The 20834-nt window shown below is 64.4% G+C and carries 18 protein-coding genes; 16 read left to right on the plus strand and 2 right to left on the minus strand.

Annotated features, from left to right (window positions below):
* The first annotated feature begins 45 nt into the window (after positions 1-45).
* From P4U43_RS08285 to P4U43_RS08310, 6 genes are all read left to right on the plus strand, one after another.
* Positions 46-4485 (plus strand): FtsK/SpoIIIE domain-containing protein, encoded by a 4440-nt coding sequence (locus tag P4U43_RS08285; protein ID WP_277358306.1) that lies wholly within the window; start codon positions 46-48, stop codon positions 4483-4485.
* 178 nt (positions 4486-4663) lie between these two features.
* Entirely contained in the window at positions 4664-4933 is a 270-nt protein-coding gene (locus P4U43_RS08290; protein WP_026544706.1) for a WXG100 family type VII secretion target, read from the plus strand.
* A gap of 179 nt (positions 4934-5112) precedes the next feature.
* Positions 5113-7254, plus strand: coding sequence for an NAD-dependent DNA ligase LigA (gene ligA, locus P4U43_RS08295; RefSeq protein WP_277358327.1), 2142 nt, complete (start codon positions 5113-5115; stop codon positions 7252-7254).
* Complete coding sequence (locus P4U43_RS08300; protein WP_277358307.1) at positions 7251-8087, plus strand: inositol monophosphatase family protein; 837 nt, start codon at positions 7251-7253, stop codon at positions 8085-8087. Before ligA ends, P4U43_RS08300 begins: the two co-directional genes overlap by 4 nt.
* Positions 8084-8548, plus strand: coding sequence for a DUF2087 domain-containing protein (locus P4U43_RS08305; RefSeq protein WP_277358308.1), 465 nt, complete (start codon positions 8084-8086; stop codon positions 8546-8548). The genes P4U43_RS08300 and P4U43_RS08305 overlap by 4 nt, the downstream gene beginning before the upstream one ends.
* A gap of 86 nt (positions 8549-8634) precedes the next feature.
* Complete coding sequence (locus P4U43_RS08310; RefSeq protein ID WP_056548625.1) at positions 8635-9126, plus strand: GNAT family N-acetyltransferase; 492 nt, start codon at positions 8635-8637, stop codon at positions 9124-9126.
* Between the two features lie 110 nt (positions 9127-9236).
* Here the strand turns inward: P4U43_RS08310 and P4U43_RS08315 are convergent, their stop codons facing one another.
* Complete coding sequence (locus tag P4U43_RS08315) at positions 9237-9692, minus strand: ASCH domain-containing protein (RefSeq protein ID WP_277358328.1); 456 nt, start codon at positions 9690-9692, stop codon at positions 9237-9239.
* A gap of 128 nt (positions 9693-9820) precedes the next feature.
* On the minus strand, positions 9821-11341 hold the full coding sequence (locus P4U43_RS08320) for an HNH endonuclease signature motif containing protein (protein ID WP_277358309.1): 1521 nt from the start codon (positions 11339-11341) through the stop codon (positions 9821-9823).
* A gap of 242 nt (positions 11342-11583) precedes the next feature.
* Between P4U43_RS08320 and P4U43_RS08325 the strand changes: the two genes are divergently transcribed.
* The 10 genes from P4U43_RS08325 to P4U43_RS08370 all read left to right on the plus strand — a co-directional run bounded on the left by P4U43_RS08325 (position 11584) and on the right by P4U43_RS08370 (position 20785).
* A complete protein-coding gene (locus P4U43_RS08325; RefSeq protein ID WP_277358310.1) occupies positions 11584-12111 on the plus strand; it encodes a GNAT family N-acetyltransferase in 528 nt (175 codons plus the stop codon).
* Positions 12112-12153: 42 nt separating this feature from the next.
* Complete coding sequence (gatC, locus tag P4U43_RS08330) at positions 12154-12450, plus strand: Asp-tRNA(Asn)/Glu-tRNA(Gln) amidotransferase subunit GatC (protein WP_277358311.1); 297 nt, start codon at positions 12154-12156, stop codon at positions 12448-12450.
* A gap of 2 nt (positions 12451-12452) precedes the next feature.
* A complete protein-coding gene (gene gatA / locus P4U43_RS08335) occupies positions 12453-13952 on the plus strand; it encodes an Asp-tRNA(Asn)/Glu-tRNA(Gln) amidotransferase subunit GatA (protein WP_277358312.1) in 1500 nt (499 codons plus the stop codon).
* The gene (gatB, locus tag P4U43_RS08340; RefSeq protein ID WP_277358313.1) at positions 13953-15467 is read left to right on the plus strand and encodes an Asp-tRNA(Asn)/Glu-tRNA(Gln) amidotransferase subunit GatB; all 1515 of its coding nucleotides are present in this window, start codon (positions 13953-13955) and stop codon (positions 15465-15467) included.
* A 49-nt stretch (positions 15468-15516) separates the two neighbouring features.
* Entirely contained in the window at positions 15517-16419 is a 903-nt protein-coding gene (locus tag P4U43_RS08345; RefSeq protein ID WP_277358314.1) for an aminoglycoside phosphotransferase family protein, read from the plus strand.
* Positions 16416-17153 carry a protein phosphatase 2C domain-containing protein gene (locus P4U43_RS08350; protein ID WP_277358315.1) on the plus strand — a complete coding sequence of 246 codons (738 nt, stop codon included), beginning with the start codon at positions 16416-16418 and terminating at the stop codon, positions 17151-17153. The genes P4U43_RS08345 and P4U43_RS08350 overlap by 4 nt, the downstream gene beginning before the upstream one ends.
* A gap of 46 nt (positions 17154-17199) precedes the next feature.
* The gene (locus tag P4U43_RS08355) at positions 17200-18306 is read left to right on the plus strand and encodes an NAD(P)/FAD-dependent oxidoreductase (RefSeq protein ID WP_277358316.1); all 1107 of its coding nucleotides are present in this window, start codon (positions 17200-17202) and stop codon (positions 18304-18306) included.
* A gap of 50 nt (positions 18307-18356) precedes the next feature.
* Complete coding sequence (locus P4U43_RS08360; protein ID WP_277358317.1) at positions 18357-18839, plus strand: cation:proton antiporter regulatory subunit; 483 nt, start codon at positions 18357-18359, stop codon at positions 18837-18839.
* 7 nt (positions 18840-18846) lie between these two features.
* Complete coding sequence (locus P4U43_RS08365; protein WP_277358318.1) at positions 18847-20025, plus strand: cation:proton antiporter; 1179 nt, start codon at positions 18847-18849, stop codon at positions 20023-20025.
* 217 nt (positions 20026-20242) lie between these two features.
* Positions 20243-20785, plus strand: coding sequence for an AMIN-like domain-containing (lipo)protein (locus P4U43_RS08370; RefSeq protein ID WP_277358319.1), 543 nt, complete (start codon positions 20243-20245; stop codon positions 20783-20785).
* Positions 20786-20834: the final 49 nt, after the last annotated feature.

The following is a 20834-nucleotide window of genomic DNA, read 5'->3' on the forward strand; positions in this document are numbered from 1 at the left end:
CGTTCCGTCCTGACGTCCACCTCAACCACCCGGAGTGTTCCTGACATGTTGCTGCGCCTCACCCTGCGGCGTGATCCTGACCCCGCGAAGGATCTCGCTGTCACCGTGGACGGGCTCGCTACCGTAAGCGATGTTGCCCGCGAGCTGTATGTGGCTGATCCGGCGCGTGCGGGGGCTGAACCTCCTGGTCAGTTGTCCCTGACAGTCGAGGAGTCCTACGTTGCCGGCGGCATGCGCGGCCGAACGCTCAATCCCGACGTCAGCCTGTTTGAATCGGGTCTGCGGCCCGGCTCCGCCGTGACTATCAGCCGGGTCAGCGACCAGTTCAACGTGCCGGGACAGGACCGGGGGCCGGCGGTCGCCACGCTACGGGTTCTGTCAGGGCCCGACGCCGGCAAGGAATTTTCGCTGCCGGCCGGCGCCAGCTACCTGGGCCGGGACCGCAACTGCGATATCCGCTTCGCCGATCCGATGATGTCCAAGCGGCACGCGCGGATCAACGTGGCCGACGGCATTGAAATCATTGACACGAACTCCGCGAACGGCCTCCTCATGGGCGGCACGAGGGTGGAGCGGACAACCCTGACCAGCGCGGATGAGATCACGCTGGGAGACACCACCCTTGCAGTGGTGCCGCTGACCCGCGCCTACTCCGCCGATCCCACCAACCCGCTCATAGAGTTCAACCGCTCGCCGCGCGTTGTACCGGCCTTCGTCGAAAAGCCCAAGCAGATTCCGGCGGGCCCGAGGCGGCCGAATCCCATGCGCTTCCCCTACCTGCTGCTCATTGCGCCGATCCTGCTGGGCGCCATCATGTTCTCCATTACACGCAGCCCGTTCAGCCTGATTTTCATTCTCATGATGCCGATGATCCTGGTGGGCAGCTACCTCGACCAGCGGATCAACGCCAAGCGGACCTTCCGGGAGGCTGTGGCGCAGTTCCGCGACTCGATGGCGTTCTTCCGCAGCGACATCGAAAGGACACGGAAAGTAGAGCGTGCCGTCCGGCATGCCGAGGCGCCCTCGGTGGCGGACACGGTCGACGCCGTCTACAAACTGGGCCCACTGCTGTGGACGCACCGCCCGGAGCACGACTTCTTCCTGAGCCTGCGGTTCGGTACCGGCCGTGCACCGTCCCGGATCGAGCTGTCTGAACCTGCCGGCTCAGACACACTGCCCGAGTTCTCCGAGGAGATCCGCGACGCCGCAGAGGAGTACGCCTACATTGACGACGTACCCATCGTGGCGAATCTCCGTCTGTCCGGCGCACTGGGCGTCGCTGGGGCACGCGGGATCGTTGACGACGTAGCACGCGGACTGGTCATCCAGGCGATCGGGCTGCATTCACCGGCCGAGCTGACCGTTGTTGCGTTGACCTCGGTGCAGTCGAAGGAACGGTGGGGTTGGCTGCAGTGGCTCCCGCACACCGGCTCAGTCCACAGCCCGTTGACCGGTGACCATCTGGCGGCCGGACCGGCCGCGGCGGGACTGCTGTTGTCCCGGCTGGAGGACCTCGTCTCGGTCCGCGCTGCCGAACGCTCGGGGGTCGCGCTTCGCGGGCGGTTAGACCCCACGAAGGAAGTGGAACAGCCTGTGCCGGTCACGCCGTCGGTCCTCGTGGTCGTGGAGGACGATGTCACGGTTGACCGCGCCCGCCTGACCAGAGTTGCCGAGGCAGGAGCGGACGTCGGCGTCCATGTTGTGTGGGTTGCCGGGACGGTTGCGGCGCTGCCGGCGGCCTGCCGCGACTTCCTCTTTGTCGACGGCGACGCGGCGAATGTCAGCGGCCAGGTGCGGTTGGGTGAACTGTCGACGCCGGTCAGCTGCGAAAGCGTGGATCTTGAGCTGGCAGGGCAGCTGGCGCGGATGCTGACTCCCGTCGTCGACGTCGGCAAGCCTGTGGAGGATGATTCGGATCTTCCGCGTGCAGTCTCCTACGTGACGTTGGCGGGGCATGAACTGGTGGAGGCGACGACGGCGGTCGCCGACCGCTGGACGGAGAATAACTCGGTGGCGTCCCGTGCGCTGCCCAACCGGAAGCACCAGGGATCGCTTCGTGCACTGGTGGGTTCGAAGGGCGTCGAGCCGATGTACCTGGACCTCAAGACCGAGGGCCCGCACGCACTGGTCGGGGGAACCACCGGCGCCGGCAAGTCCGAGTTCCTGCAGTCCTGGGTGCTCGGCATGGCCGCTGCGTACAGTCCTGACCGGCTCACGTTCCTGTTTGTCGACTACAAGGGTGGAGCGGCGTTCGCTGACTGCGTGAAGTTGCCGCACACGGTTGGGCTGGTCACGGACCTGTCGCCGCACCTGGTGCGGCGGGCGCTGACCTCGCTGCGGGCCGAGCTGCACTACCGGGAACACCTGTTCAACCGCAAGAAGGCCAAGGACCTGTTGGCCATGGAGCGGGATGCGGATCCGGAGACGCCGCCCTCCCTTGTCATCGTTGTGGACGAATTCGCGGCGCTCGCCCGCGAAGTGCCGGAGTTTGTCGACGGGGTGGTCGATATAGCGGCGCGCGGTCGGTCACTCGGCCTGCACCTGATCCTGGCAACGCAACGGCCGTCCGGTGTCATCAAGGACAACCTGCGCGCCAACACCAACCTCCGGATTGCTTTGCGGATGGCTGACACGGATGATTCACAGGACATCCTCGGGACGCCGATGGCTGCCTACTTCAGCCCCACCATTCCGGGCCGTGGTGCTGCCAAGACGGGGCCCGGCCGCATCCAGAGCTTCCAGACGGGCTATGCGGGGGGCTGGACCACGCGTGCGCCTGCGCGTCCGCGCATCGACGTGGTCGAGATGAATTTCGGCTCAGGCACGAGGTGGGAGTCTGCAGCTGATGAGGTTGTCTCCGAGCCGGGTGGGCCGAATGACATCGCGCGGATCGTGGGCAATGTTTCCCAGGCGGCGCTGGAGCTTGGCATCAAACCGCCGCGCAAGCCCTGGCTGGCCGAACTGGCCGAGGCATACGACTTCTCGAAGCTGCCCAACCCGCGTACCGATGAATCGCTGCTGCTTGGCGTCACTGATGATCCGGAGCACCAGGAGCAGCCCACGGTCTTCTACCAGCCGGATGTCGACGGGAATTTGGCGATCCTTGGATCCGGTGGGTCCGGCAAGTCCACCGCCCTGCGGACACTCGCCATCGGGTGTGCTGTGACGGTGCGGGGTGGTCCGGTGCAGGTGTACGGCATTGACTGCGCGTCCAATGGGCTGCAGATGCTCGGTCAGTTGCCCCACGTGGGCGCGATCCTTGACGGGGATGATTCCGAGCGGATCGGCAGGCTGCTCCGGTACCTGCGCGGAATCATCACCGAGCGTGCAGACCGGTTCGCCGAGGTGCGGGCCGGAAGTATCTCCGAGTACCGGAGGCTGGCTGGCCGGCCGGACGAACCGAGAATCCTGCTCCTGGTCGACGGCATCACCACCTTCCGGGAGACCTACGAGTTCAAGGGGCGGGAGCGCCACTTCGAACTGTTCCAGCAGATCGCGACCGATGGCCGTCCCATGGGTGTGCACATTGTCGTGACCGGTGAACGCACCAATGCACTGCCGCCGTCGTTGGCGTCATCGATCAGCCGCCGGATCATCCTGCGGATGGCAGCCAAGGACGACTACTCGACCCTCGGGGTGCCGCGCGACGTACTTTCGAGCTCGTCTCCACCCGGGCGCGGGCTGCTCGACGGGCTGGAGGTGCAGCTCGCCGTCTTCGGCGGCAACGCCAACCTGGAACTCCAGGCTCGCGAGGTCGAACGCATGCGTGATGCCATGCTGCGCCAGGGCGTTCCGCAGGCGCCCGGCGTGCTCAGCCTGCCGGAGTCGATCGATCTGGACGTGCTGCCGGAGGCGCAGGCGGGTTCAGCAGTGATCGGCGTCGACGACTTCAACCTCGAGCCTGCAGCCGTTGCTGCAACCGGGGCCTTCATGGTGTCCGGCCCGCCTGGGTCCGGGCGGACCGTCGCGCTCGTGACGCTGGCAGCGGCGCTGCAGAAGTCGTCGCCGAATGTCAGGCGGATCTACCTCGGTGCGCGGCGATCGACGGTGGCGTCGCTCGGGCTGTGGGACGAGGCCCATGCAACGGCGGCACTGGTACAGCCGGAGCTAGCGCGGCTCGCAACCTTGGCGGACGGCGCCGAAGGATCGGTGGCGTTCTTTATCGAGGGACTGACGGAGTTCAGCGATTCGCTGGCGGAACTCGAGCTGGGCTCGCTGGTGAAGGCTGCAGTGAAAGCCGGGCAATGGGTGGTCGGGGAGGCTGAGACCTCAACCTGGTCCAGCGCCTGGAACCTGTCCGGTCCGTTCAAGTCGGGCAGGCGGGGGCTTCTGCTCAACCCGAACGAGCTCGACGGCGACACGCTCCTGAACACGTCGCTCGGACGGACGGCCGGAAACCGCTTCATTCCGGGCCGCGGGTACGTGATCGGCCGCGGAAAGGCCTACAAGCTACAGGTCGCTACAACCATGGGCGGCCTGGACTGACACGCCGATCCAGCCCGTACGTGGGGAGTGCTGCTTGGGGAGCGGTCCCCATCGACACCGGCAAGCGGGCTTGGATAGGTTGTAGTTGGTCGCTCAGCAGGGGAGCCCGCGAGGGATATCCCGGCTTGGGCAGGCGGTTCCGGAAATGCCGGACCGCCACAGACGAAAGGTGGGGACAATGAGCAACGTTACACACGGTAACAACCCGGAGCAGATGGGACAGCTGGCACAGCTGCTTACCCAGAAGTCCGAAGAACTGAACCAGACCGCCAACCAGCTGACGCAGCAGCTTGGCAACACAGCCTGGGTTGGCCCGGATTCCGAGCGCTTCCGCGGCGAGTGGGAAACCCACCGCGCGCAGCTGACCCAGATTGCAGCCCAGCTGCAGGAAGTCAGCGCAACCGTACAGCGCAACCGCCAGGATCAGGAAGCAACCTCCAACGCGTAGGTTCTTTCGGACGGCTGAACGGCCCGCGGCTTCGGCTGTGGGTCGTTTGCGTTGACCCCATCCTTCAACGCGGGCAAGTGTCGGAGGTCTGGGGCAAGATAGGAAGCGTGGCCACAGTGAACCAACACGCCGATGCGCATTCCGAAGCAGGTCCCAACGTCGAGCTGCCCGCCGGCGAGGTGCCGGATGACTCCCTGAAGGAGGAATACGGCAGCCTGGTTGAGGAGGTTCGGCGTCACCGTTTCGCGTACTACAACGAGAATGCGCCGCTGGTCTCGGACGCAGAGTTCGATGAACTGTTCCGCCGGTTGGAACAGATCGAGGCAGAGCACCCGGAGCTGATCTCCAATGATTCCCCTACACAGGAGGTCGGCGGGGATGTGTCTGCCGCCTTCTCGCCCGTGCAGCATCTGCAACGGATGTACAGCCTGGAAGACGTATTCTCCACGGATGAGCTCGAGGCATGGGTCCGGCGTGCCGAGGCCAGTATCGAGTCGCAGCGTCCGGGAAGCGGCGTGTCGTGGCTGACCGAGCTGAAAATTGACGGCCTCGCGGTCAACCTTCTCTACCGCAACGGGGAACTAGTCCGGGCAGCAACCCGCGGTGACGGAGCAACCGGAGAGGACATCACGCACAATGTCCTCACGATCAAGACAATCCCGCGCAGGCTCAAGGGCTCCGAGCATCCGGCGGAGGTGGAGATCCGGGGCGAGGTGTTCTTTCCCTCGAAGGAATTCACCCAGCTCAACGAGTCGATGGTTGAAGCAGGCAAGGCACCGTTCGCCAATCCCCGCAATGCAGCGGCAGGTTCACTTCGGCAAAAGGACCCGGCGCTCACTGCCCAGCGGCCGCTGGACATGTATGTGCACGGGATCGGTGCGCGCGAGGGTCTGCAAGCCGAAAGCCAGTCGGAAACTTACGGCTTGCTTGAGCAGTGGGGGCTGCCCGTCTCGCCGTACTTCAAGGTGCTCGGTTCCTATCAGGAGGTCCTCGACTTCATTCAGCACTATGGCGAGCACCGTCATGATCTGCTGCATGAAATTGACGGGATTGTTGTCAAAGTAGACAGCTTCGCCCTGCAGCGGGCCCTCGGACACACCTCTCGTGTGCCGCGGTGGGCTGTCGCGTACAAGTATCCGCCGGAGGAAGTGAACACCAAGCTCCTGGATATCCGGGTCAATGTGGGCCGCACCGGGCGCGTGACGCCCTACGGCATGATGGTTCCCGTGAAGGTCGCAGGCTCCACCGTGGAGATGGCCACACTGCACAACCAGGAGGTCGTCAAGGCCAAGGGAGTGCTCATCGGTGACATCGTGGTGCTCCGTAAGGCCGGCGATGTCATTCCGGAAATTGTCGGTCCGGTAGTGGCGCTTCGCTCGAAGCAGGATCCGCCGCCCCACGAGTTTGTGATGCCTACCGAGTGTCCCTCCTGCGGGACACCGTTGGCACCTGCAAAAGAGGGCGACGTCGACATCCGCTGTCCCAACGCAAAGTCCTGTCCATCCCAGCTGCGGGAGAGGGTCTTTCACGTAGCAGGCCGCGGTGCCTTCGACATTGAGGCGCTGGGCTGGGAAGCGGCGATCGCCCTCACCCAGCCCGCTGAACCTCACGAACCGCCGCTGACCACCGAAGCGAACCTCTTCAGGCTGACCCCCGAAAAGCTCGCCGATGTGCGAATCCTTCGGGACAAAAAGATCAAGGGGGTGGTCAGCGGCCAGGAACTCGTTCCCTATTTCTATACGCGTGGAACAGCAAAGAAACCTTCGGAACCAACCGCGAACACACGGAAGCTGTTCGCGGAGCTGGAAAAAGCCAAATCGCAGCCGCTGTGGCGTGTGCTGGTTGCGCTGTCCATCCGCCATGTCGGGCCAACGGCGTCGCGGGCACTGGCCACGGCATTCGGTTCGATGGATCGGATCCGCGGTGCCAGCGAAGAGGAACTTGCCAATGTCGACGGCGTCGGTCCAACTATCGCGGCAGCTCTGAAGGAGTGGTTCGCGGAGGACTGGCACTGCGAGATCGTCGACCGGTGGGCAGAAGACGGAGTTCGCATGGCGGATGAGGTGGATGAGTCCATGCCACGCACGCTGGAGGGGCTCACCGTCGTCGTCACCGGTTCTCTAGAGGGTTTCAGCCGTGACGAAGCGAAGGAAGCCATCATTCAGCGCGGAGGCAAGGCGTCGGGTTCGGTGTCGAAGAACACCAGTTACGTGGTGGCGGGGGAGAACGCGGGAACCAAGCTGGACAAGGCTGAGCAGCTTGGACTGCCGGTCCTGGATGAAGACGGTTTCCGGAAGCTGCTTGAGGAGGGAAGCGTATGAACACCAGTGCCAGCCCGGCAGAACTGCTACACGTTGCGTTGCAGGCCGCTGAAGCGGGTGCGGCAGTGTTGCGGAAGCGCGGTGAGGGTGAGCTTCAGGCGGAGAACAAGAGTTCGGACAGTGACTGGGTGACGGCTTTCGACACGGCTGCCGAGCGGGCCGTCCGTGATGTGATCTGGCGGTCCCGCCCGCATGATGCGATCACCGGCGAGGAGTACGGGACCACCGTGCCTGAAGGATCATCTTCCGGCGTCCGCTGGTCCATAGACCCACTTGATGGAACCACCAATTTCATCCGGAACATCGTCTACTACGGTACGTCTGTAGCAGCCGTGGACAACGACGGCGTGTGGCTGGCGGGCGTCGTTCATGCGCCTGCGCTGGACCGGGTGTACTGGGCATCGCACGGGCAGGGTGCGTGGGTACGTGAACGGGGTACCGTGCGGCAGCTGCACGGTCCGGCTGAAGGCAGACCGGGCACGCTGGTGGGGAGTGGCTTCACCTATAACCCGGGGCAGCGTTCCCAGCAGTTGGGTGAACTGGGTGAGCTGTTGGCGGGGCACGGTGATCTGCGGCGGATCGGGTCGGCTGCTCTGGATTTGTGCATGGTGGCTGACGGCACGCTGGATGCCTATGTCGAGCGAGGGTTGAATGAGCATGACTGGGCGGCCGGTGCGCTGATTGCCGAGGAAGCAGGCGTGGCCGTCCGTCGGCCCGGCATTACCTCGGTCCTCGATGGCGGGCCGGATGAAGCCGAGCGCTTCTCGGCTTTCACAGTGGCTGGTCCGCAGTCGGTTATTGATGTTACGGAACGTCTGGAGCTCAGGACGTGACGGTCAGTTGGCAGAAGGTCTTTTCGACGCTGGCCTCAGAACCTCTTCGGGAAGCGTATGCGCGGGCCATTCTTGGTGAGGACGTCAGCGCCCGGTCCAGGGAGTTTTCGAAGCTCGTTGAATCGGGGCTGCTGTTGAGCGATGGATCCGTCAATGACGGGATGTTCAAGGACGTACTGGGTTCTGCGGCGGGTGCGCGGCCACGGGGAGTGGACCGGTTCTTTCACGAGGGCAGACTCGATGGATTGCCGGCGGGCCAGGTGGACCGGTTGGCGGTGCTGGAGCACCTTGCCGATCGGTTGTTCCCGCTTGATCAGGAGCTGGATGAGCCGGCAGTGAACCTATTGATAGCGACGGTTACGGGGGACATCCCGACTCTTCGGCGTGCGCTTGTCGACTTCGGGTTTCTCGTGCGCAACCCAGACGGAACGCGGTACCGGAGAGCCTGCCGGCTAAATTAATCTGATCGTTGCATTCGTCCGGCGCTCGCGGTTCGTTGGTCTGCCACACTCAGATCATCGCTCGTCCAACGCAAGAGGAGGCGTCCATGGACATTAATATCAGGTCGGCGGACAGGAACGATTTCGCAGAGATCCGGCGTATCACTGTGGCCGCCTATTCGGATGCCGGCTACATAGACGATGAGTACGCATACAACCACATCCTGGCGGCGATTGAGGAGGGGTACTCCGGGTCATCATTACTGGTTGCGGAATCGGCCGGAAAAATTGTGGGATCGGTTTTTGTTACGAGGGCCGGCGGTGATTTCAGTGATGTCGCCCATGACGGTGAACTCGAGTTTCGGATGCTCGCAGTTGAGCCCGGCGAACAGCACAAGGGGATCGGGCACGCGCTGGTGGCGGCCGTGATCGAGCGGGCTCGCATGGATCCTGACGTGTCGGCGGTTGTCCTGACCATCGCACCGAACATGGATGGACAGCACAAGTTGTACGAGTCAATGGACTTTGTCCGAGTTCCTGCCCGGAACTTTCTCTTGTCCGACACTTTTGCGTTGCACGTCTACAAGTTGACTCTTTAGGACCGTTTCGCCGGATCGACGATATGTCGGATCGCTGGAGTGCTGGAGTGCCGGAGTGCTGGAGTGCCGGAGTGCCGGAGTTCGCCGGGAGTCAGCGGGTTTCACCGGAGTCAGTCAGCGTGTTCCGGTGGCCAGGTGACAGCGAAGCGCTCGAAGATAATCTCGTCATCCTCTGACCATTGCCGGCCGCTAGCGGCGCTGACCCGTGTGAAGTAGCGCCGGTGTTCGTGCTGCCAGCTTGCCAGGGTTCCGTCGTCTTCGCCTTCGTCGGCGGCGAATGCCGCGTCAGCGCTGGTGAAAGGGCCGACACGAAGGCCAGTGCTGCGTATGACGACGCGGGGCATTCCTTCGCTGTCGCACGCGACCCAGTGGGAACCGATGCGCGGTAGCTCGTCACCGCGTGCCAGGAATTCAGCGACGAGATCCGCGGTAGCCCGTTTCCGACCGCCGATGACCAGGCTCAGGAGCTCGTCGGCTAACCGCTTCGAATCACCGAAGTGATCAACCGTGTATTCGGGCGAGGCAGCTACTGCTTCGGGATGTGCTTGGGCATAAGCGTTCCACATGAGGCTGGCTGCTGAGAGATCGGGTGGAGAGACTGGTTCAGGCTGCACGTCATCATGGTTGCAGGCAGCATCAGCCCGCCGCAATAGCCGCAGACAGCCGTGTGGTTGTCCAGCCGGGTGCGATTTGTTCAGCAGAGTGTCCAGTAGTGGTTGCGTCGGGGTTGTTGGTTCGGGTCGAGGTGTGGGGGTGGGATGAACCAGGGGAGGCGGTCCCGTATCTGGATGGTCCATTCGTTTTGATGGATCAGATGGTGGTGGTGGCTGCACAGAAGTATTCCGTTGTCGGTGCTGGTGGTTCCGCCGTGTGACCAGGGTTGGATGTGGTGGGCTTCGGTCCAGTGGGCAGGCATGGTGCAGGTGGGGAAGGCGCAGCCTTGGTCTCGGGCGATGAGGGCTTTGCGTTGTTTGGCTGTGAAGAGCCGTTGTGTGCGGCCGAGGTCGAGGATTTCGCCTTGTCCGCCGAGGACGACCGGGATGATGTCGGCGTCGCAGGCGATTTTGCGGGCTGTGCGGGCGTTGACGGGCCCGGTGTAGGCGAGCGATGCCCCGGCGGTGGGGGAGAAGGTGCCGGTACTCATTTCGAGGTCGCCGAGGAGTGTTTGGTAGTCGATGGTGACGAGGACTTGTGGCCGCTGTCCGCCGGTGGCCGGGAGTTTGTCGGTGGCCAGGGCTAGTTGGCAGGCTCCGACGAGTCCGTCCAGGAGCAGCTGGGCGCGGGTTCTGGTCTCGATTGCCGCGGCGTCGCTTCCGCTGTCTCCGGGGTTGGTGGTTCGGGGGTTGGTGGCGGTGTTCATGATGGTGGTGAGGTATTCGTATTGTTCGTCGGTGGCGGCGATGTCGAGTAGGTGGAGGCCGCGTTTTTTGCCGCGGAGGAATACGCCTTGGCGGGCGGTGAGTTCCTTCTCGCTCGGTTCCGGTCCGCCGGGGTCCAAGTGTGCTTCGACGCGGCCGATGAGTTTGGTGAGGAAATCGGGATCGAAGCGGGTGGCGCTGGCGGTGAGTTGGGCTTCGATCGTGTTGAGCACGGCTGGTTCGGTGGTGAACTGTGCGCGGTCCAGTGCGCTGCTGATCATGGTGGCTGCTTTGCCGGACACCACTCCGGCTGAGACCGCCGCTGCGAGGTGTGCACAGGTAGCGGGTAGGGGTTCTCCGGTGAGTGTGGTGCGGGGGATGAGTTTCGCGCCGAGGCGGAGCCGGCGGTTGGCTTCGCTTCTGCTGATCCGTAGCCGGTCCTGCAGGTATCCGGCGGTGCACCGGTAGGCTGAACGCCCACCGGACTGACCGGACAAACCGAACGCGAAACCGACACCACCACCGGTGGGGGTCCCGTCGTCGTCGGTCGTGGTGTTGTTGGTGTCGGTGGGCTTGCCGCCCGCTGCGGCGCTGCTGCGATCCACTGCCGTTGCCGCAACGAGCTGAAGGTACTCGACCGTCCGGGACAGATCCTCGATCCCGGTCAAATGCTCGGCGAGTTTATCCTGTCCCATTCCCGCGATCTCGGCCACCAAACGCGAGGTGTACGCGGCAAGGAGCTGCTTCAGCTCGCTGATCGAAGGTTCGGAGCAACCGGCTGGATCATCGAATCCGAAGGCTGGGAGAGCGCGCAGCCGTTCGCCGGGGAGGGCGTCGAGTGCGGCTGTCAGGCTCATACTTCATTCTATTAGAAGACATCTTCGAAAGAAAGGGGCTGTGGGTAACGGGATAAACCGTTAGCTCGCCTCACCAACATCGGAAGCGTCTCAGGCCGTCCGGTTGACCGTAATGAATTCAGTGGCGAGGGCGCCTCGGCTTTCATCCAGGAAGCCCGGTAATAAGAACCGGGTGCGTCACAATAGATAGGCGGATCTTCCGCCCGCTTCAGATCCGCCCACTCCACGACAAGGCTTGCGTTATGCCCTTCACTATCCGTCGCGTCACTGCAGCAGATTACGACGACGTCCGCCGGATCACCCGGGACGCCTACATTCACGCCGGCTACTTCAGCGACCCAGACCACCCCTACGTGCAGATTCTCTCCGATATCGAGCACAGGGCCGAACACGCCGAGGTATGGGTAGGGGAGGAGGACGGCGTAGTCGTCGGTTCCTTTGCCATTACGTTCGAGGGTCAGCGCTACACCGACATCGCACTCGCGGGGGAGCTGGAGTTCCGCATGCTCGCTGTGGATCCCGCCGTCCAGCGTGGTGGGTTTGGGCGCCGGATGGTCGAGTGGATCATTGACTACGCGCGCGCCCTGGACGGCATCGACGCCGTCAGCCTGACCAGTGGCTCCGACATGGTGCGGGCACACCGACTGTACGAATCCTTGGGGTTCGAACGCGTGCCAGGCCGTGACTGGTGGGTGCGCGACGAAGACATCCAGCTATGGGTCTTCAGGCTTGGGCTGCAACCGGACAGGACTGTCACCTCCCGCCCGTAGACTAGAACCCGAAACCCAGCCATCTCGAGATCCTGGAGAAACATGCCCGAGATCACCCGTGAGGACGTCGCGCATCTGGCACGGCTTGCCCACATCGACATGACCGGCGAGGAGCTGGACCGGATGACCGGCGAGCTCTCCGTCATCGTCGACTCCATCAAGACGGTCAGCGAAGTTGCCGGTGATGACGTTCCCGCAACCAGCCACCCCATTCCGCTGAGCAATGTCTACCGCGATGACGTCATCGGTGAAACGCTCACCAACGAGGAAGCTCTCAGCGGCGCCCCGGACAACGCAGCCGGCCGCTTCAAGGTCCCCGCAATCCTGGACGAGGAGTAGAAATGACCGATCTCACCAGGCTCAGCGCCGCCCAGCTTGCCGAGAAGCTTTCCTCCCGCGAGGTGTCGGCAGTGGAAGCTGTCCAGGCTCACCTCGATCGCATCGGTGAAGTGGATCCGGCGATCAACGCGTTCCTCCACGTCAACACTGATGAAGCCCTTCGCGTAGCATCCGAGGTGGACAAGGAGCGGTCAATTGGAGATACGATGCATCCGCTCGCAGGCGTCCCTATTGCCGTCAAGGATCTCATCGTCACCAAAGGCCAGCCAACCACAGCCGGCTCCAAGATCCTCGAGGGCTGGCACAGCCCCTATGACGCCACTGTCGTCCGGCGCCTTCGCGACGTCAAGATGCCGATCCTCGGCAAGACCAACCTGGACGAATTCGCCATGGGCTCCTCCACGGAGCACTCCGCTTACGGTCCAACCCGCAACCCGTGGGACCTCGACCGCATCCCCGGCGGTTCCGGCGGCGGGTCAGCGGCCGCCGTCGCCGCCTTCGAAGCGCCGTTGGCGCTCGGAACCGACACCGGCGGTTCCATCCGCCAGCCCGGTGCCGTGACGGGAACCGTCGGCGTCAAGCCGACCTACGGTGGCGTGTCCCGCTACGGTGCCATCGCCATGGCGTCCTCCCTCGACCAGATCGGCCCCGTCACCCGCACGGTGCTGGACGCCGCACTCCTCCACGAGGTCATCGGCGGCCATGATCCACACGACTCCACCTCGCTGACTGATCCCGTCGGCGCTCTAGCCGAGGCTGCACGCAACGCGGACGTCAAGGGCCTGCGCATCGGCGTCATCAAGGAATTGCAGGGAGAGGGTTATCAGGACGGCGTCCAGGCACGCTTCACTGAAGCACTGGACCTGCTGCGCCAAGCGGGTGCCGACGTCGTCGAGGTTTCCTGCCCCAATTTCAAGTACGCGCTGGGCGCCTACTACCTGATCATGCCCTCGGAGGCATCGAGCAACCTTGCAAAGTACGACGGTGTCCGCTTCGGTCTGCGTGTAGTGCCCGACGGCGCTCCCACGATCGAGCGCGTCATGGGCGCCACCCGCGCAGCCGGCTTCGGAGACGAGGTGAAGCGCCGCATCATCCTTGGCACCTACGCACTGAGCGCCGGGTACTACGACGCCTATTACGGCTCCGCACAGAAAGTCCGCACCCTGATCCAACGGGACTTCGACGCCGCCTTCACTCAGGCAGACGTTCTTATCTCGCCCACGGCTCCCACCACGGCTTTCAAGCTGGGGGAGAAGCTGGACGATCCGCTCGCCATGTACCTGAACGACGTCGCCACTATCCCTGCGAACATGGCCGGCGTGCCGGGCATCTCGGTCCCCGGCGGCCTGGCTGACGGACTGCCGGTGGGCATCCAGTTCCTCGCCCCCGCGCGCCAGGATGCACGGCTCTACCGGGCAGGCGCTGCACTGGAAGCGCTGCTGGAAGACACGTGGGGCGGACCTTTGCTGGCACAGGCACCCGAGATCGCTGGAGTGAAGTAAATGAGCACTGCAACCGCCGAAATTCTGTCCTTCGACGAGGCCATGGAGAAGTTCGATCCAGTCCTCGGGTTCGAGGTGCACGTTGAATTGAACACCCGCACCAAGATGTTCTCCTCAGCGCCGAACGCCTTCGGAGACACACCCAACACCAACGTCACACCGGTCGACCTTGGGCTTCCCGGCGTTCTGCCCGTCATCAACCGGGTAGCCGTCGAATCCTCCATCAAGATCGGCCTGGCACTGGGCTGCAAAATCGCCGAGAAATGCCACTTCGCGCGGAAGAACTACTTTTACCCGGACACTCCGAAAAACTTCCAGACCTCGCAGTATGACGAGCCAATCGCCTACGACGGCTCCATCGACATCGAGCTCGCCGACGGCACCGTGTTCACCATCGAGATCGAACGCGCCCACATGGAGGAGGACGCCGGCAAGCTGACGCACATGGGCGGCGCCACCGGCCGCATCCAGGGCGCCGAATTCTCGCTGGTCGACTACAACCGCGCCGGCGTACCCCTCGTGGAAATCGTCACCAAGCCGATCGTCGGCGTTGGCGAGCGCGCGCCGGAACTGGCCAAGGCCTACGTGGCAGCTATCCGCGAGATCGTGAAGAACCTCGGCGTTTCCGACGCAAAAATGGAGCGCGGCAACGTCCGCTGCGATGCCAACGTCTCCCTCAAGCCCAAGGGCCAGGAGAAGTTCGGCACCCGCACCGAGACGAAGAACGTCAATTCACTGCGTGCCGTTGAGCACGCTGTCCGGTACGAGATCCAGCGCCACGCCGCAGTGCTCGACGCCGGAGGCACCATCACGCAGGAAACCCGCCACTGGCACGAGGACACACGGTCGACGACGGCGGGGCGCCCCAAGTCCGATGCCGACGACTACCGCTACTTCCCGGAACCTGACCTGGTGCCCGTGGTTACCGACGACGCCTGGATCGAGAAGCTCCGCAGCGAGCTCCCTGAACCTCCCGCCGCACGTCGCAAGCGCCTCCAGGCCGACTGGGGTTACTCGGACGCTGAGTTCCGCGATGTGGTGAACGCCGGTGTCATGGACGCCATTGAGGAGACCATCGCTGCCGGCGTCAAGCCTGCAACCGCACGCAAATGGTGGATGGGTGAGATCTCCCGCCGAGCCAAGGTCGCTGATGTTGAACCCGCCGAGTTGGGCGTAACCCCTGCGCTGATCGTGGAACTTCAGGGCCTCATCGACGCCGGCAAGATCAACGACAAGCTCTCCCGGGAGGTGCTCGACGGCGTCCTCGCCGGCGAAGGCACGCCCACCGAAGTAGTCTCGCAGCGCGGCCTTGAGGTCGTGTCAGACGACGGCGCCCTCCTCGAAGCGATTGACGGCGCCCTTGCCGCGCAGCCCGATGTCGCGGAGAAGATCCGTGGCGGGAAGCTGCAGGCAGTCGGAGCAATTGTGGGCGGGGTCATGAAGGCCACCCGCGGCCAGGCAGACGCCGGGCGAGTTCGTCAACTCATCCTCGAACGCCTCGGGGTTGAGGGCTAGCCGGCATCAGCAGAAGATCAGGTTCAGCGGTGAGGACAACGTGACCAGAATGCCGCCAGCAGAGGTGGACGTCACCGCCGCCCTGGTCATGCGCCTGCTCGCTGACCAGCACCCTGATTTCGCCGAGTTGCCGCTCTTAGAGGTGGCCAACGGCTGGGACAACGTGATCTTCAGGCTCGGTGACGAGCTCGCTGTCCGCCTTCCGCGGCGGCAGGCGGCGGCGGAGCTCATCCGCAACGAGCAGCGTTGGCTGCCGGAAGTGAGCCGGGGCCTCGCGACTGTCATGCCTCTTCCGGTGCGGACGGGCACGCCGTCGTCGTACTTTCCGTGGTATTGGTCCATCACGCGCTGGCTGAAGGGGACCGTGGCGGCTGACATCGAAGCAGCGCACAGGTTCAACGCGGCCGCCGATCTGGCACGGTTCGTGAACGCTTTCCACCGCCCGGCACCGGCTGACGCCCCACGAAATACGGTCCGCGGAGTACCACTGTCCACACGGAGCGCGGTTGTGGAGGAGCGAATCGCCGCAGCCGGCCAGCCCGAGGAACTCCTGCACCTCTGGCGGGTCCTGCGGGACCAACCCGAGTGGACCGGACCGCCGCTGTGGCTGCACGGCGACCTGCACGCAGCGAACCTCGTCCTGAATCCGCAGGGCAGGCTCGCCGGCGTCCTTGACTTCGGCGACCTGACGGCAGGGGACCCCGCCACGGACCTCGCCGCGGCCTGGCTCGTCTTCGACCGCATTGGAAGGCGTACCTTCATCGAGACGGTCACCAGGGAACGGTCTGTGGATTCCGCGACCTGGCAGCGGGCACGCGGTTGGGCGCTCTGTATCGCCGCAGCCATGGCAGCAACATCCGATGACAATCCCGCCTTCCACACGATGGGGATCCGCATCCTCGAGGACGTTCTCGCCGATGACATATTGATCGACGAAGGGCCTTGCCGATGAAATTCACACATGTCTCGCGGGTCCAGACCGAGGGTGACAACCACGTCATGGAAGACGCATGCGGATACCGCGCCAACGCCGCCTGGATGATCGACGGCGCAACGTCGCTGCTCGACGAACTCGATCTCCCCGGCGCGTCGAACCCTTCCTGGTATGCGCAGGTCCTGGGGCTGGCGCTGGCGGAAAGCGCCGGACCACAGGACCCCCGCGCCGTTCTGGCCGCCGCGCTGGCGAAAGTGGACGAGCTCGGCCACCAGTTGGTGGGACCGGAATCCCAGCGCTTCCCGAGCGCCGCGGTCTCCCTGGTCACAACCGACGACGACGGCGCCCTCTCGGTCCTCAGCCTCGCCGACTGCCACGTGGTGGCGGCCCTCAATGACGGGGAGGTCAGACACGTGGGGCAGGCCCTGGACGGACCGTCATCGCGTGACGAATTGCGCCGGGCACGGCTGGAGCGAAACACGCCGGAAGGGGTCTGGGTTGCACGCCGTGAACCGGCAGCGGCGCAACACGCCCGGCTGGTCACGCTCGGGCCTGCCCATACCGTGGCGCTGGCATCCGACGGCGCGTGGCGGGCGGTGGACCTCGGGCTGGTCAGCGGCCCGGCGGATTTCCTTGAGGCTGTACAGACTCCGATGGGCGCGCAGGAGCTTATGCTGATGCTGCGGACCACACAGGATGAGATCGGCGAATCGGCCGATGACGCCTCAGTCCTGTGCGTCGCACTGGAGTAGCTGTGGCTGGTGTGAAAGCGCCAGGGAAGCGGAACGAAGGAGCGCAATGACTGAGACAGCGGACGTTGTGATTGTTGGCGGCGGTATCGCGGGGCTCTCGCTCGCGGCCGCGCTGGCATCGGACCAGCGGGCACAGTTGAGGATCATCCTCGTCGAGGCGGAACATTCCCTCGCGTACCACACCTCCTCGAGGTCGGCCCGGCAGCTCATCCCCAGTTACGGGCCCGAGGCGATCCAGCAACTCACCGCACGGACGCTTCAGCTCATCCGGGAACGTGAAGATGAGCTACCCTCGCCGGTGCTCACTCCCCGCAGTTTCATGCTGATCGGTTCGGACAACGACGTCGCTGCCAGAGCCAGCGGCGCCATGGAACGCCTCCCATGGGAAGAAGCAGTGCAGCTTTGTCCGCAAATCGAGCCGGCCGCCCGGCAGCAGGGTTACAACGCCGCCGGACTCGACACCACGGCGGTCGGCTGCAACACGGACGTCCTGCTGGACCATCACCGGTCGGCAGCGGAGGCAGGCGGCACCAGGATCATGACCGGCGCGCGCGTTCACTCAGTCCAGCGGCTCCGGACGGCCTGGGAAGTCGGTGCCGGTTCGCAGGCAGTGCACGCCGCCGTCGTCGTCAATGCGGCAGGCGCGTGGGCTGATGAACTGGCTGTCCTCTCCGGTGTGGCCACACAGGGCATGCGGCCCTACCGACGGACGGCAGCGGTTGTCGGCGCAGACAATATCCCCGCCCCCGATTCGCCGATGGTAGCGGCGGCGGATGACAGTTTCTATTTCCGCAGGGACGACGACGGCCTCCTCATCTCACCTGCCGAGACGGTCCCGAGCGTGCCGGAGGACGCACAGCCGCGTCCCGAGGACCTGGAGGCACTGATCGCTCGCCTTGATTCCATGACCACACTCGGAATCGGGAGCGTGATGCGCGCCTGGACAGGATTGCGGACCCAGGTGGCAGACGGTCTCCCGGTTGTCGGATTCGATCCGGAAGCCGAGGGATTCTTCTGGTTGGCGGGCCAGGGCGGCTACGGGTTCCAGACGTCGTCGGCCATTGCCGAACTGTCGGCCGGGCTCATCACCGGCACTGGAGCAGGAGCCGCCGCCGGCCAGTCTCTCGCCTCAGCGCTCGCCGCCGGACGCTGAATCAGGAATCCTGAGCATCCCGAGTGCACCGGCGGGTCTAGAGTAAAACCATGAAGGTTGAAGAGACGCCGCTGCCCGGAATCGGCGTGCGCAAGGACATTGTGACGGCGTCGGGCCGCCGGATCGGCACAGTCACCCAGCGCAGCGGAGAGACGGAGTTGATCGTGTCCCGTGCCGATGATCCCGATGCGTGTCTGGCATCGATCCCGTTGACTGCCGAGGAGGCCTCTGCGCTGGGTAACCTGCTCGGATCCCACGAGATTGTGGCGCAGTTGACGGAAGACCACCGGGATCTGCCGGGGGTCAACACCCGGCAATTCCTCATCGATGTCGACTCCCCGTATGACGGACGCAAACTCGGTGACACGAAGATGCGCACGCGCACCAGCGTCTCGCTGGTTGCGGTGCTCCGGCGAGGGCAGGTCCAGGCCTCGCCCACACCGGATTTCACGTTGGCTGCCGGCGACTTGCTGGTGGCCGTTGGAACCTCCGAAGGGCTCGACGCCGCGGCCGAGATTCTTAGCGGCGGCTGAGCCGCCCGTGGAGAATCACAGCGCGCTGGTCCTCATTGAACTGGGAGCGGTTTTCCTTGGCCTCGGTATCCTCGGAAGGCTCGCCGGGCGGATCGGTCTCTCGCCCATCCCGCTCTACCTGATCGGAGGGCTGTTCTTCGGGCAGGGCGGTTTTGTCGAGCTGGACGGGCTGGAGGAGTTCAGCGAGATAGCCAGTGAGATCGGGGTCATCCTCCTGCTCCTGCTGCTTGGCCTGGAATACACCGCCGGCGAACTGGTGACCGGCCTGAAACAGTCATGGATGGCGGGAGTCCTCGATATCCTGCTGAATTTCCTGCCCGGCGCGATTGTTGCCCTCATGCTCGGCTGGGGCGGTGTCGGAGCACTCGTCCTCGGCGGAGTGACGTACATTTCGTCGTCGGGCATCATCGCCAAAGTGCTGACGGACCTGGGGCGCCTCGGGAACCGTGAGACCCCGGTCATCCTGTCACTGCTGGTCTTCGAGGACCTCGCAATGGCCATCTACCTTCCCATCCTCACTACGGTGCTCGCGGGGGTCAGCTTTGCCGGCGGGCTTCAGGCAGTCGGCGTGTCGCTGGTGGTGGTCACCATCGTCCTGGTGATCGCGCTCCGCTTCGGCCGCACCGTTTCCGCCATCGTTGACTCCAAGGACCGCGAGGTGTTCCTGCTGACGCTGATCGGCGGTGCGCTGCTTGTCGCGGGCTTTGCAGCGGCGATGCAGGTTTCAGCCGCCGTCGGCGCCTTCCTGCTCGGCATTGCGATCTCGGGGGCCACTGCCACCAATGCCACCCGCCTCCTGGAACCACTGCGCGATCTGTTCGCAGCCATCTTCTTTGTGGTGTTCGGACTCAATACTGACCCCGCGACCATTCCTCCGGTGCTCGGCTACGCGTTGCTCCTGGCCGCCATCACGGCTGCAACCAAAGTGGCAACCGGCTGGTGGGCGGCGAAACGGCAGGGTGTCGGCAAGTTGGGCCGTGCGCGCGCAGGTGCAGCGCTGATCGCCCGCGGCGAGTTCTCCATCGTCATTGCCGGCCTTGCCGTGGCGTCCGGAGCCATCACAGACGAGCTTGCTGCACTGGCAACGGCCTACGTGCTGCTAATGGCCATCCTTGGTCCAATTGCGGCACGGCTCGCAGAACCAGCCATGCGTCTGGTCCTACGCATGACGCCGCAGCCAGCCTAGAACCCTGCGTAAACCAGCAGAAGCAACACAGGATCCCGCAACACACACGGTGTCATTGCGGTGTCCGAATGATTGCGATTTACCGCCGAAAAGCCCGGTGAACATCCGGCACATGCGCCGCCCGTAACGGTTGGGCGCCGATGGTTCACAGACCGGATCTTCCCCGGAAACGCGGCCCTACGATGATCCCACCTACTTCTTTGAAAGGTGGTGCATCATGCACACACTCCGTGCGCTGCTGGCGAGCCTGCTACTTATTGTCGGGTTCGGGCTGGTAGTGCCGTCTTCCGCCTCCGCTGCTCCCTACTGCGGAATAACCTGGGGCTCACTGGCCAAGACCAGCACGGCCCAGACCAGTGCCCCGGTGGTGAACGTACGGGCCGGCCGCCATGCCTGTTTTGACCGGCTCGTGATCGATGTTCGGGGCAAAGGTGCCGGCTACACCGTCCGGTACGTAAGCGCCGTCGTCGGGACCTCCGGCCTGGCCACGCCGCTGCGCGGTGGGGCCGACATCCAGGTGACCGTCAACGCACCGGCCCAGGACGGACGGGGCAACGCAACCTACCGTCCGACCGTCAGGTCCGAAGCGGTCAATGTTGCCGGTTTCACAACCTTCCGGCAGGTGGCCTACGTGGACAGCTTCGAGAGCCGCACCACGTTTGGCCTCGGCGTTCGCGCCCGCCTTCCGTTCCGGGTCTTTTCACTCGACGGGCCGGGTACCTCATCCCGGCTGGTCATCGATGTGGCTCATCGCTGGTAGGGGATCCGCCCCCAACCCTCCTGCGTGTGGAGTCACATAATGGCGCTTT

The sequence above is a fragment of the Arthrobacter vasquezii genome (assembly GCF_029455255.1).
GTDB classification, from domain to species: Bacteria; Actinomycetota; Actinomycetes; order Actinomycetales; family Micrococcaceae; genus Arthrobacter_D; species Arthrobacter_D parietis.